Raw genomic sequence first — 12,387 nt, 5'->3', positions numbered from 1 at the left:
TTGAATTTTAAATTATTTTTAAATGAGCTCCATTTAAAATCTATAATCTATAATTTAAAATTTCTTAAGAAGGATCAACTAAGAATAAAGGCTGGTCATATTCAACAGGCGAAGCATCATCTACCAAAATCTTCACGATTTTTCCTGAAACCTCAGATTCAATCTGGTTGAATAATTTCATGGCTTCGATTACGCAGACAACTTTACCGTTAGAAACCTCGTCGCCAACATTTACGAAAACATCTTTATCCGGTGATGGTTTTCTGTAGAAGGTACCGATCATTGGGGATTTAATGGTTACAAATTTACTATCATCCGAAACAGCGTCAGCAGCTGGTGTGCTCGCAGCAGGTGCAGATGCTTGTGCAGCAGCAGGTGCAGCTTGCTGTGGTGCAGTATGGTAAACAGCCGGTTGCTGCATATAGCTTACCTCGCTTCCTCCGAGTGGAGTCTTAATCGTGATTTCGAAATCTTTTGTTTTGTATTTTACTTCAGAAACTTCTGCTTTAGACACAAATTTGATCAGATTTTGTATGTCTTTAATGTCCATTATATTTTATATTTGTTTGTTATGCCAAAGATACTAAAAAACAGCAAAAAACAACAAAAAACCACTCAAAATTGAAAAAATTGAGTGGTTTTAGTATAAAATTGAAGTTTTTTAAGATTTTTTGTCTTAATTTTCTTCTGTAGTTTCTACTGTTTTTTCCATTACTACCTTACCTCTGTAGTACATTTTTCCTTCAAACCAATGCGCTCTGTGGTAAAGGTGCATTTCTCCTGAAGTTGCATCTTTTGCCAATTGAGGAACACTTGCTTTGTAGTGTGTTCTTCTCTTATCTCTTCTTGTTGACGATTGTCTTCTCTTTGGATGTGCCATTTCTTATAATTTTGTTTGATGAGCGATGAGTAGTTGATTGCTCACTTCTCATCATTTTAAACTATTTAATTTTTATCTTTTAACTTTTTCAAAGCTTCCCAACGGGGATCGCTTTCCGGTTCTTCATCTACTTCGTCTTTCGGACTGAATTTTTCGAGAATTTCCAAATCTTCATCAGAAACATTCGGCGAAATTTTCTTCATCGGTATTGCAAGCATTACTACTTCGTAGATTAACTGCGCCACATTGAATGCGTGATCGGTCATCGGAATGGTAATCACATCTTCTTCGCTGTCATCATATCCTGCACCGAATTTTACCAGAACAGCTAATTCATTTTCTATCGGATGGTCGAAATTTTCGTTGGTGATATCACAAACTAAATTTACCATTCCGGAAGTTTTGATATTTACCTCTAAAAATGTGGTATGCTTATCCATTAAAACATCAGCCACGATTTTAGGTTCTGTAAATTCCTGTTCAGTATCGAAAAGTTGAAAGAACGTTTTATCTATCTCAAATTGGAATTCGTGTTTGCCGTTTTTTTGACCCGAAAACACGATGTCGTAGTTTCTTAACCTGTCCATAAAATGAGTGTGCAAAAATATGCAAATTTTTTAATATTACAAATAATTTTCAAAACAATTATTTAAGAAAAACAATTTTAAAAACTTTAACTGTGTTTTTCCTGTGGCAAATCCTCGTCTACGCCATTTGCTGCAGCATTTTTACGTGGCTGCATACGGTTGGTCATTAGATCATTATACTCTTTTCGGTTTTTAAAAATCTTTATCGCAGTGAAAATTGCTTCGGTAAAACTCGTTTCATCGGCAATATTCTGCCCTGCAATATCATAGGCTACGCCGTGATCCGGAGATGTTCGGATGAAGGGCAATCCGGCGGTATAATTCACTCCCTCTTCATAAGCCAATGTTTTAAAGGGCGCCAGACCCTGGTCGTGATACATCGCTAAAACTGCATCGAAATTTTTGTACTTCACGGGTTGAAAAAAACTGTCGGCCGGAAATGGTCCGAACGTTAAAACCCCGTTATCGAAAAGCTCTTTAATGGCAGGTGAAATAATTTCAATTTCTTCCTTACCAATTACACCACCGTCGCCGGAATGTGGATTTAAGCCTAACACTGCAATTTTAGGCCGCGGAATCTGGAAATCTTCAATAAGACACTGATTCAGCATTTTAATCTGCTTCTTTATTTTTTCTTTTGAAATGCTTTCGGCAACCTGAGCAATCGGGATGTGGTGGGTAGATACTGCTACCTTCAGATCATCGGTCACTAAAAACATCAATCCTTTTTTACCAAATTTTTCTTCAAGATAACCGGTGTGTCCTGCATGCGCAAAACCATGTTTCATCATTTCATCTTTATTGATGGGCGCAGTGACTAAAACATCTATTTCACCTTTCATTAATGCTTCTGTTGCCGCCTGCAGCGAATCAATTGCCATTTTGGTCGATTCTTCCGTAGGTTTTCCTAAGTCTACATTTACATTTTCTTTGGTAAGATTCACCATATTAATCTTATCGCCCACCGCCTGAGTGGCCTCGGTGATATAATTAAAATTGTGCTGAAGCTTAAAAATGTTTTTCTGATAAGTAAACAGTTTCCCGGAACCAAAAATGATGGGCGTAAAAAATTCGGTAATCGCTTTGTCTTTCAGTGATTTCATAATAATTTCCGGGCCTATCCCGTTGAAATCCCCGATTGAAATTCCTACCCTTACTTTATGGTGTTTAGCACTCATTTTTAATTTATCTTTGAAGATTAATAGAATTTCACAAATTTAGCAATTTAGAAATAACTATTCTGTACTTATTTGAAACTAAATTTTTCTTTACCCAAAAAAAAACGATCTTATGTTCACAGGAATCATCGAAGCTACCGCAACACTTGAAAAAATTGAACACAGCGGAGAGAATATTAATTTTACACTCACCTGTCCCTTTACTCAGGAATTAAAGATTGACCAAAGTTTGGCGCATAATGGCTGCTGCCTTACCGTGGTAGAAATCAACGATAGAAGTTACACCGTTACTGCCATTGCCGAAACCCTGGAAAAAACCAATCTCGGAAAATGGATTGTAGGAACAGAAGTGAATTTGGAACGCTGTTTGAAGTGGGATGGAAGACTGGATGGCCACATTGTTCAGGGTCATGTAGATAAAACCGGAACCGTTGAAAAAATTGAAGACAAAGACGGAAGTTTTTTTATCACCATTCAGTACGACGAAACCGATGATTATGTTACCGTTCCCCAGGGATCTATTACGGTGAACGGCATCAGTTTAACAGTTGCTTCCAGCGATTCGGGCAGGTTTTCGGTGGCCATTATTCCTTACACATGGGAATTCACCAATATGAAAAATCTAAAGCCCGGAGATGTGGTAAATCTGGAATTCGACATTATAGGAAAATATGTAACGAAACTGATGAAAAAAAATGCCCTTCTCTAAATATAAAGGTTATAGCTTAAGAAATAAAGTTTTCTGGGGATTTCTCCTGATCTGTTTACTCAGTATCGCGAGTTCCTCTACTCTTTCCTATTTTATTTTACGCAACAATGCAGTAGCACAAAGCCGTACGGATCTTCAGAAAAAATCTGAAGCCCTGATGTCGGCACTCGATTATTCAGTAAGCCATACGCAGGTTGAAACCAACGATTTACCAAAGATTTTAGCCAATGACATTTTCGAAATTGCCGACATCAATAACCAGGATATCATCATTTATGACTTATCAGGTAAATTTTTGATTTCCAATAAGGACATTAATCTTATCGCGCAGAAAGAAATTCCGCTCGAAGTAATAAACCGCGTACTTAAAAGCGATACCAGAATAGATTTTCAGACGTACGATAAAAAAATCGGGGCCAATGTTTCTTCTTCATATATGATATTGAAGAATAATATGCTGGAGCCTATCGGTATTGTATTTTTTCCTTTTTATCATAACGACGGTGCTTACTTCAGTGTTTTCAACAAATATGTAAATTACATTATTATTGTCAATCTTTTCATCATCGCCATCTCCGTTTGGCTCAGCTGGATTATCTCGAATAACCTTACGCGCGCCGTTACAAAGTTTTCAGACAAAATCAACCAGATTACGCTGTTTGAAGACGATCCAAAACCCATTAAATATTATCATAACGACGAACTGAACCAGCTGGTGAAAGCTTACAACAAAATGATTCTCCAGATTCAGGAACAGAAACAGCGCCTCAGTTTTAAGGAAAAAGAAGAAGCCTGGCGCGAAATGGCAAAGCAGGTAGCACACGAAGTTAAAAACCCGCTTACCCCGATGAAACTCACCATACAAAACTTCGAAAGAAAATTTGATCCGGCAGATCCCGATATCCGAGACAAAGTAAAACATTTAAGCCGCACATTGGTAGACCAGATTGATCTGGTGGCAACCGTTGCAAGTGCTTTTTCTCAGTTTGCACAACTTCCTGAAAAAAACAACGAAATATTCGACCTGAATAAAGAAATTAAGAACATCATTAATGTTTTCAGCGACGAAAAAATTTATTTCCATTCCAACAGAGATATTATTATGGTTGAAATGGACAAAATTTATCTCTCCAGAATCATTACCAATTTGGTGGCAAATGCCCGCCAGGCGAAACACGACGACCGCGACAATATCATTAATCTTGACGTGGAACAGCGCCAAAAAAGAGTTATTATTACCGTGGATGATAACGGAACAGGAATTCCCGAGGATCTTTACGACAGGATTTTCGAGCCTAATTTCACTTCAAAAACAAGTGGGACAGGTCTCGGTTTAACCATGGTAAGAAAAATGGTAGAAGATTACAAAGGCCAGATTTCAGTAAAATCTGAGGTCGGTAAAGGTTCTACATTTACCATTTCTTTGCCTACAAATATGTAGATTTTCTTATTTAATGAAACCTTTTCACTTCCAAAAATTCACTGTTAATCAATCAGCAAAAGTCTTCCGTGTAGGAACTGACGGAGTCTTGCTTGGCGCCTGGTCAACGGTTGAAAAGGCTGAAAACATTTTAGAAATAGGCACGGGCACAGGATTAATTGCTTTAATGATCGCGCAGCGAAATCCAAAAGCCTTTATAACTGCCATCGACCTTAATGAAGAAGCCGTAACTCTCGCCTCAGAAAATTTCAGGAATTCGCCATACCGCGACCGATTAAAAGCTATTTTGCAGGATTTCAAGCAAATCAAAACGGAGGAGAAATTTGATTTAATCGTTTCGAATCCACCGTATTTCGAAGAAAATTCTTCAGAAAAAGATATTCTGGCCCGGCAACAGACAGAACTTTCTTTTGTTGATTTAATCCGAAACGCCTCAAAAAGTCTTTCCAGAAAAGGAATTTTATCGGTCATTATCCCGTTTAATTCCGGAAATGATTTTGAAAGAATTTGTAGAGAACACAACCTCTTCCCAACAAAAAAGATTACCATTTTTGGAATAAAAACTGCTACTCCCAAAAGACTGATTCTGGAGTTTGGATTAAACGCCGGAAAAGTAATCGAAACCGAATTCGTCATCGAAAAATCACCAAGAAAATACAGTGATAGCTACCTCGAGCTGACCAAAGATTTTCACGTCTTCAGAAAATAAGCCAATTATTTTGGAGCATTCAGCGTAACTACAATATCTTTATTGATGTTTTTAACCGACGAATATTTAGCGTCGCACACTGAAGTGGTAATGGTATAATTTCCTTTATCAATGAGTAAAAAATTCTGATTGTGGGCCGGTACATCAAGATTATAAAACTTTCTTCCGCTGATTTTTACGATGAGATTGCATTTCGATTTGTTTATGATCTGTATGTATGCATTTTTGCTTGTAGGATCAGTATTGAACATGTGGGTTAACAACTCAGCCGTTCGTTTATTTTTTTCACTAACGCCACCGCTTCTTGCTACATCTTTTTTAATCTCCGTTTTTAATTTACTTGTACTTATGGGCTTAACGCTAGGTTTAGCAACATTTGCTCTTTCAGCCGGTTCTTTATCACCGTTGATTACTGCAAGAAGTTTACGTTTGAATTCCGGAGTTTTAGGATGAGTAGGGTTATACTTAATAAAATTAGCAATCACCTGCGGATCTGTGCTTTTCTCTACCTGTGCAGCAGTGTATTTAGACTGCGCCGTAGAAAAAAACGGAATAAAAAAAACGAGAATATATAGATATCTTTTCATTAATACGATGATTTATAGAAGTTTAAATTTTACTAATAACGAAGAATTGTTCTTTTTAGTTTGCATGAAATTTATTATCTTTGCAACGCTTAAAATTAAAGCTAAACTAATCAATTTTTAATATAAAAAATAAATTTTATGTATACACCCGTTGCTGCAGACGTAGCCAAATTAAGAAACATTACAGGAGCAGGAATGATGGACTGCAAAAAAGCCTTGGTTGAAGCTGAAGGAGATTTCGATAAAGCGATTGAAATTCTTAGAAAAAAAGGCCAGAAAGTTGCTGCAAACAGAGCCGACAGAGAATCTACGGAAGGTGCTGTTATCGCTAAAGTAAATGCAGACAATACTGCGGGAGTAATTATCGCGTTAAACTGCGAAACAGACTTCGTTGCAAAAAATGACGATTTCGTAAAGTTGGCTCACGTGCTTGCTGAACTTGCATTAGGAAAAACAAAAGAAGAATTTTTAGCTTCAGATTTTCAGGGAACTACTGTTGCTGAAAAACTAATCGAGCAAACTGGTGTTATCGGCGAAAAAATTGAGATCGGTTCTTTCGAAACAATCGAAGGTCCATTCTTGGGAGCGTACATCCACGCAGGAAACAAAATTGCTGCCATCACTTCACTTTCTGCTGATGTTGACGGGGCCTCTGAAGCTGCAAAAGCTGTATCAATGCAGGTTGCTGCAATGAACCCAATTGCACTTGATGAAACGATGGTTTCTCAGGAAGTTATCGACAGAGAGCTTGATATCGAAAGAGAAATCTTAACGAAAGAAGGTAAACCTGCAAACATCATCGATAATATCCTTAAAGGAAAAATGCAGAAATTCTACAAAGACAACACTTTGGTTCACCAGGCTTTCATTAAAGACAGCGGTGTTTCTGTAGCTGATTACGTAAAATCTGTAAACGGAGATTTAAAAGTGGTAGGTTTTGTAAGAGTAAGTCTTGCATAATTACTGTTTTTATTCATATAAAATCTCTTCTACAATTAATGGAAGAGATTTTTTTTTGCCAATTATGAAGTAATTTTGTCACCCGGAAAAACACATGTCCAGAGCCAGAATTTTCAGCACTTTTACCCTGCTTTTCATCTTATTCAATATTTCTGCAAACGCACAGCAATATATAAGTGTAGATACCTCTACCTATACCGCAGAACAACTTGTACGCGATGTTTTTATCGGTTCTCAGAACGCCGGTTGCATTATCGTATCCAACGTTTCCACTTCAGGCTGGCAGAATTTTGGCGGCACCGAGGCAAGCTATGGATATTTCGAAAAAGGCTCACTGCCGTTTGACATCAGCAAAGGAATTATACTGAGTACGGGAGCGGTGCGTAATGCGCCCGGTCCTAATAATGTACTCTTGGATGACCAAGACGATCAGTGGCCGGGCGATCCGGACTTGGCAGCTGCACTGCAGGAAAGCGTATGGAATTACCTGAATGCGACTTCTGTTGAATTCGATTTTGTAGCAAATAATACTTCAGGAATAAGTTTCGAATATCTTTTTCTTTCAGAAGAATACCAGAGAAACAACTGTACCTACTCCGACGGATTTGCATTTCTTATTAAAAAAGCCGGCACCACAGATCCATATACCAATATCGCTCTCGTTCCGGGAACTCAGGATCCCGTGACTTCGCTTTCGATAAATACTGCCCCAAACTGCCCCAGAAATACGGGATATTTTGGAAGTTTCAACGGAACCAACGTTCCTACTGCCTTTGATGGTCAAACCAAAGTTCTTACGGCAAAAACCGATATTATTCCCGGTGTAAAATATCACATCAAACTGGTTATTGCCGACCATTTGGCAGGTTCCGACCGAACAGGCCGTTACGATTCAGCGGTATTTCTGAAAGCCGGGAGTTTTGTGGGCAAAAAAGATTTGGGCCCAGATCTTTTAATCTCCACGAATAATCCCGTTTGCGAAGGAAGTTCAAAAGTTTTAGATGCCACCACGCCAGGCGCCACATCTTACCAGTGGTTTAAAGATGGAACACTCGTTGCGGGAGCAACACAACCACAGCTCAGTATCCCCGGCGTAACTGCGAGTAACGGGAATTACGGAGTTGAAGTAAATGTTGGCGGTTGTATTCTGACAGGTTCTGTACAAATAGAAATTCAGGAAAAACCTTCCCTGAATTTAGGAACATATTCTCTGTGTGATGATAATTTATCAGGAAGCGTTCCGGTAGATTTCTCGAATCTGGATTCACAGATTATTTCAAATTTCAATTCAGGATATCAGACAAAATATTACCTCGAAAAATCCGCTTCACAAAGCGGAACTCCGGGAACAGAACTACAGAACGGCTTGCTCCTCACCGCCGACACACCCATTTACATTCGAATTGAAAGCGCTTTTGGCTGTAACCCGGAATATGGTGAAATCATTCTTAAAATTGGCAACAAAACACCCTTGATCACTAATTCTTTTTCTGATGATGTATGCGACAACGACCGTGATGGAAACATCAGTATTGATCTGAAAAATTATCAAACACGGTTTACATCTTCATCGCAGGCGAATGTAACATTTTACAATTCTCCGCAAGATGCTAGAAACAAAGTGAATCCCATTCCAGAAAATCAAATAATCAGTAATTCCAAAGTTTTTGGAATCAGAATCGAGAGTTTATCGGCCTGCCCGAATGTAGCGACATTAAGCCTAAACTTTAAATCACCCAAAAAATCGGATGATTTAGAGGACAAAGTGATATGCAGCAATGCCACAACGAGTTTAGACGCAGGTCCCGGCTTCGATTCTTATACATGGAGCACCGGCGAAATTACCCAAGAAATAAATAATGTTGGTATAGGACAATATTGGGTTGATTTAGGCTCTAACGGATGTATTTACAGGCAAAACGTGAAAGTTTCCGCCGCAACTCTACCCCAGATTACGAACATCGATGTTTCCGGAAATACGGCAACAGTCTTTGTAAGCGGTGGACTTCAACCTTACGAATATTCCTTAGACAATATCACTTTTCAGAATTCTAATGTATTTACACATATTCCGCGTGGACTGCAAAAAATATATGTTCGGGATGCAAAAAAATGCCAAACCGTAGAAAAGGAATTTCTGATCATTAATTTGATTAACGTTATTACGCCAAATGGCGACGGAATCAATGATGTGCTTGATTATTCGGATCTGAGGATTAAAGACAACGTTAGCCTACAGATTTTCGACCGGTTCGGCACCCTGGTTTTCACCTCGAAAGAACATCAGTTTATCTGGGACGGAAAACTCAGCGGCAGAACTTTACCCACCGCTAATTATTGGTATTTGCTGAACTGGACGGAACCGGACACACAAATTCCGATATCCTACAAAGGCTGGATTTTACTTAAAAACAGAAATTAAATTTACCTGGAAATGGTATCAAACTGCCGGAAACCATTAAGAAAATCTTTTAAATTCATCCGTTTTTTACCTTCAAGCTGTAATTCTTCCGGATAATAAATTCCGTTTTTAGCAAAAATTTTAAAAGAATGTTTGTCAATTTCTATACTTCCCGGAGTTTTTCCGTGCGGCAGCACCTCAAATTTACCTTTATAGATTTTCAGGATTTTTTCGTCCCCGCCAATTTTCAAAGTCGTAAACGCACAAGGATAAGGCGACATTCCGCGGATGAAATTATGAACTGTTTCTGCGTCTTTTGTCCAGTCGATTCTGGTATCTTCTTTAAAAATTTTAAAAGCATTTTTCGGATGCTCTACATCAGGCTGCGGTTTTTCCTCGATTGAATTTTCTGCCAAACCGTCTAAAGTTTCCACCACAAGTTTTGCGCCCATTTCCATTAAACGGTCGTGAAGTTCGCCCGCATTTTCTTCTGGTGAAATTTCGATTTCCTGCTGAAGAAGAATGTTACCCTCATCAATTCTTTCATTGATAAAAAAAGTGGTTGCGCCGGTTTTCTTTTCCCCGTTAATTACGGCATAATTAATCGGAGCCGCGCCACGGTAATCCGGCAGAAGCGATGCGTGAAGGTTGAAAGTTCCTAATTTTGGCATTTCGAATAAGACTTTAGGCATCATTCTGAAGGCTACTACTACAAAAACGTCAGCTTTCAAATCTTTTATACTCTTTAAAAATTCCGGATTTCTTAATTTCTCAGGCTGAAAAACCGGCAGATGATTTTCTACGGCGAAAGTTTTCACGGGTGATTCATGAATTTTTTGTCCGCGTCCGCTTGCTTTATCGGCAACGGTTACCACCCCGACAATTTTGTGTTGAGATTGGTGAATAGCCTGAAGCGAGGTTTTTGCAAACTCTGGAGTTCCGAAAAATATGACTTTTAATGATTTCATTTTTTATTTAAAGTTTTAGGCAAAATTATGCTTACTCATTCAATGCGTAAGTCCGGAAATTCAGCATTTTTACTTTTCCGGAATCTAGCAGATAGATAAGATTTTCAAGAATATTTTCCTTTTCGTAGTAATTTAATCTAATGGCAACCTCTTCTATGCTGGAGGGTTTCTGTTGAAGGATTTCGATGATTTCGTGGGAGATATCTCTTCCGAAAACGCCTTCTTTCTGTTTCTCACATACTGTACAGTTACCGCAGTTTTTAACATTCTTCTCACCGAAATAAGACAGAATAAGTTTCATTTTACAGAAATCGGTATCCTGTACAAAAAACTTCATTTCTTCCCACTTCTGAAGTTTATTTTTCTGAATCTGCTCAAAAAGATTCCAGTATTTTCCTTTAATGGCACGATCGTCACGGTGTTTAAGGAATTTGATGCTCGCCAGTGCACCATCGATATATTCCAGATAATTTTTCTGCTGCAGTTCCTTAATCCGCTCTCTTATAAGATGCGGGTCAACATTCATCCTATTACTGAGGGTAAATTCGCTGAAGAGGATTTTGTGGGTCGTAAGTCCGGAATAATTCCGAAGCAGAAGTTCTATAAAATATGCATCCTTTTTTGCCAGCAGATCGAGCTCTTCAGGATTAATTTTTAATTCCAGAGAAGAAAGCGAACGGTTATTGTTGAAAAAAACAATTTCCTGGTTGTGAAGAAAATTCAGTACATTTTTAATTTTCGCCATGGAAGTTTTGGTAAAATTCTGAATTTTCTGAACATGTAGTTGAAATACATTTTCCGGCAAATCATTTTCAGCAATCTGAAAACTGGAATAGAGATAAGAAACGATATTGTAAAACTCCTGTTTGGTGGGTGTTTGGTTCCGTAAGATCTGATCAAAATTTGCAAGTTCCTGCTCATTCCAGAACAGAAACGTTGAAGACGGCTGCCCGTCGCGACCTGCCCGGCCGATTTCCTGATAATAATTTTCCAAAGACTGCGGCGGAGAAAAATGCACGACAAACCGTACATTATCCTTATCGATTCCCATCCCGAAAGCATTGGTGGAAATTAAAACATGTTGCTGACTTTTCAGCCAGAAATTCTGTTTTGCATTTTTTTCTTTTGCGGGCAATCCTGCGTGGAAAAAATCAACATTCTGGATTTTGTTGCTTTGCAGAAACTTTACCAACTCTTCAGATTCTTTTCTTGTCCTTACATAAACGATTCCCGACGAGTTGTTATATTTCAGCAGGTTGAAAATTCTTTGATATTTATCTGAAATTTTGTCTGAAATGATTTTGATATTGGTTCGGCGGAAACTTTTTTTGAAAACTTCGGGATTCTTTAGATTGAGTTTGACCTGAATTTCCTGAAGAACCTTCGGGGTTGCCGTTGCTGTTAGCGCCAGGCATGGAATTTCTTTAAAATGGTCCCGAAAATCTTTGATGTGCTGATAACTTGGGCGGAAATCCTGTCCCCACTCCGAAATACAGTGTGCTTCATCTACCGCAATAAATGAAATCTGAATTTCTTCGAGGTTTTGCAGAAAAGTCCTGTTTGTAAGTCTTTCCGGAGACACATAAAGTAGTTTGGTAAGTCCTCCCTTGCATCGGTTAAAGATGGTTTCAGCATCGAATTCATCCAGTTCTGAAGACAGGTATTCGGCTTCAATCCCGTTATTTTTAAGCTGATAAACCTGGTCTTTCATTAGAGCCAAAAGCGGGGAAATTACAATGCACGTACCTTCTAAAATGAGTGCCGGAAGCTGATAACAGAGTGATTTACCACCACCGGTAGGAAGCAAAGCCAATGAATCTTTGCCAGAAATTACGGTATCAATGATCTCTTCCTGAGAATCTCGGAATGTGCTGTAACCCCAAAAATTTTTTAAGGTCTCGAACTTTAGCCAGTGAAAATCTTGGGAAGAAATCATGGAGTAAAATTACAGAAACAAAATTCATAAA

12 protein-coding genes are annotated in these 12,387 nt (G+C 38.4%); 5 read left to right on the top strand and 7 right to left on the bottom strand.

Features of this window, described 5'->3' with window-relative positions:
• Positions 1–64 precede the first annotated feature (64 nt).
• The 4 genes from accB to pdxA form a co-directional block, all read right to left on the bottom strand.
• Positions 65–550, bottom strand: a complete 486-nt coding sequence (gene accB / locus CDW55_RS10810) for an acetyl-CoA carboxylase biotin carboxyl carrier protein (RefSeq protein ID WP_088469780.1) — start codon at positions 548–550, stop codon at positions 65–67.
• A 126-nt stretch (positions 551–676) separates the two neighbouring features.
• Positions 677–880 carry a 50S ribosomal protein L32 gene (gene rpmF, locus CDW55_RS10805; RefSeq protein ID WP_088469779.1) on the bottom strand — a complete coding sequence of 68 codons (204 nt, stop codon included), beginning with the start codon at positions 878–880 and terminating at the stop codon, positions 677–679.
• A 65-nt stretch (positions 881–945) separates the two neighbouring features.
• Positions 946–1,467 (bottom strand): YceD family protein, encoded by a 522-nt coding sequence (locus tag CDW55_RS10800; protein WP_088469778.1) that lies wholly within the window; start codon positions 1,465–1,467, stop codon positions 946–948.
• Between the two features lie 86 nt (positions 1,468–1,553).
• Positions 1,554–2,645, bottom strand: coding sequence for a 4-hydroxythreonine-4-phosphate dehydrogenase PdxA (gene pdxA, locus CDW55_RS10795; RefSeq protein WP_088469777.1), 1,092 nt, complete (start codon positions 2,643–2,645; stop codon positions 1,554–1,556).
• Positions 2,646–2,757: 112 nt separating this feature from the next.
• Between pdxA and CDW55_RS10790 the strand changes: the two genes are divergently transcribed.
• Genes CDW55_RS10790 through CDW55_RS10780 form a run of 3 tightly spaced genes read left to right on the top strand, consistent with a single transcriptional unit; the run spans position 2,758 to position 5,504 of the window.
• Positions 2,758–3,354 carry a riboflavin synthase gene (locus CDW55_RS10790; RefSeq protein WP_088469776.1) on the top strand — a complete coding sequence of 199 codons (597 nt, stop codon included), beginning with the start codon at positions 2,758–2,760 and terminating at the stop codon, positions 3,352–3,354.
• The gene (locus CDW55_RS10785; protein WP_088469775.1) at positions 3,341–4,795 is read left to right on the top strand and encodes a sensor histidine kinase; all 1,455 of its coding nucleotides are present in this window, start codon (positions 3,341–3,343) and stop codon (positions 4,793–4,795) included. The genes CDW55_RS10790 and CDW55_RS10785 overlap by 14 nt, the downstream gene beginning before the upstream one ends.
• A gap of 13 nt (positions 4,796–4,808) precedes the next feature.
• Complete coding sequence (locus CDW55_RS10780) at positions 4,809–5,504, top strand: tRNA1(Val) (adenine(37)-N6)-methyltransferase (protein WP_088469774.1); 696 nt, start codon at positions 4,809–4,811, stop codon at positions 5,502–5,504.
• A gap of 5 nt (positions 5,505–5,509) precedes the next feature.
• Here CDW55_RS10780 and CDW55_RS10775 read toward each other — a convergent pair whose 3' ends face one another.
• Entirely contained in the window at positions 5,510–6,091 is a 582-nt protein-coding gene (locus CDW55_RS10775; protein WP_088469773.1) for a DUF6759 domain-containing protein, read from the bottom strand.
• A gap of 138 nt (positions 6,092–6,229) precedes the next feature.
• On the opposite strand from CDW55_RS10775, the gene tsf reads away from it, so the two are divergent.
• Together tsf and CDW55_RS10765 are read left to right on the top strand one after the other, a co-directional pair.
• Complete coding sequence (gene tsf, locus CDW55_RS10770) at positions 6,230–7,051, top strand: translation elongation factor Ts (protein ID WP_088469772.1); 822 nt, start codon at positions 6,230–6,232, stop codon at positions 7,049–7,051.
• A gap of 94 nt (positions 7,052–7,145) precedes the next feature.
• Positions 7,146–9,473 carry a choice-of-anchor L domain-containing protein gene (locus tag CDW55_RS10765; protein WP_088469771.1) on the top strand — a complete coding sequence of 776 codons (2,328 nt, stop codon included), beginning with the start codon at positions 7,146–7,148 and terminating at the stop codon, positions 9,471–9,473.
• A gap of 2 nt (positions 9,474–9,475) precedes the next feature.
• On the opposite strand, the gene fmt is transcribed toward CDW55_RS10765, so the two are convergent.
• Together fmt and CDW55_RS10755 are read right to left on the bottom strand one after the other, a co-directional pair.
• Entirely contained in the window at positions 9,476–10,420 is a 945-nt protein-coding gene (fmt, locus tag CDW55_RS10760) for a methionyl-tRNA formyltransferase (RefSeq protein WP_088469770.1), read from the bottom strand.
• Between the two features lie 31 nt (positions 10,421–10,451).
• Complete coding sequence (locus CDW55_RS10755; RefSeq protein ID WP_088469769.1) at positions 10,452–12,356, bottom strand: ATP-dependent DNA helicase RecQ; 1,905 nt, start codon at positions 12,354–12,356, stop codon at positions 10,452–10,454.
• Between the last annotated feature and the right edge of the window lie 31 nt (positions 12,357–12,387).

It is taken from the genome of Chryseobacterium sp. VAUSW3 (assembly GCF_002205795.1).
Classification (GTDB): Bacteria; Bacteroidota; Bacteroidia; order Flavobacteriales; family Weeksellaceae; genus Kaistella; species Kaistella yananensis.
The sequence above is the reverse complement of the archived record's forward strand: the minus strand, read 5'-3'. Positions and strand labels throughout refer to the sequence as shown.

Coding starts and splice junctions, on each gene's coding strand:
- CDW55_RS10790 (WP_088469776.1), top strand. CDS start 2,758: ATGTTCACAGGAATCATCGAAGCTACCGCAACACTTGAAAAAATTGAA.
- rpmF (WP_088469779.1), bottom strand. CDS start 880: ATGGCACATCCAAAGAGAAGACAATCGTCAACAAGAAGAGATAAGAGA.
- pdxA (WP_088469777.1), bottom strand. CDS start 2,645: ATGAGTGCTAAACACCATAAAGTAAGGGTAGGAATTTCAATCGGGGAT.
- accB (WP_088469780.1), bottom strand. CDS start 550: ATGGACATTAAAGACATACAAAATCTGATCAAATTTGTGTCTAAAGCA.
- CDW55_RS10765 (WP_088469771.1), top strand. CDS start 7,146: ATGTCCAGAGCCAGAATTTTCAGCACTTTTACCCTGCTTTTCATCTTA.
- CDW55_RS10785 (WP_088469775.1), top strand. CDS start 3,341: ATGCCCTTCTCTAAATATAAAGGTTATAGCTTAAGAAATAAAGTTTTC.
- CDW55_RS10800 (WP_088469778.1), bottom strand. CDS start 1,467: ATGGACAGGTTAAGAAACTACGACATCGTGTTTTCGGGTCAAAAAAAC.
- CDW55_RS10780 (WP_088469774.1), top strand. CDS start 4,809: ATGAAACCTTTTCACTTCCAAAAATTCACTGTTAATCAATCAGCAAAA.
- CDW55_RS10775 (WP_088469773.1), bottom strand. CDS start 6,091: ATGAAAAGATATCTATATATTCTCGTTTTTTTTATTCCGTTTTTTTCT.
- fmt (WP_088469770.1), bottom strand. CDS start 10,420: ATGAAATCATTAAAAGTCATATTTTTCGGAACTCCAGAGTTTGCAAAA.
- CDW55_RS10755 (WP_088469769.1), bottom strand. CDS start 12,356: ATGATTTCTTCCCAAGATTTTCACTGGCTAAAGTTCGAGACCTTAAAA.
- tsf (WP_088469772.1), top strand. CDS start 6,230: ATGTATACACCCGTTGCTGCAGACGTAGCCAAATTAAGAAACATTACA.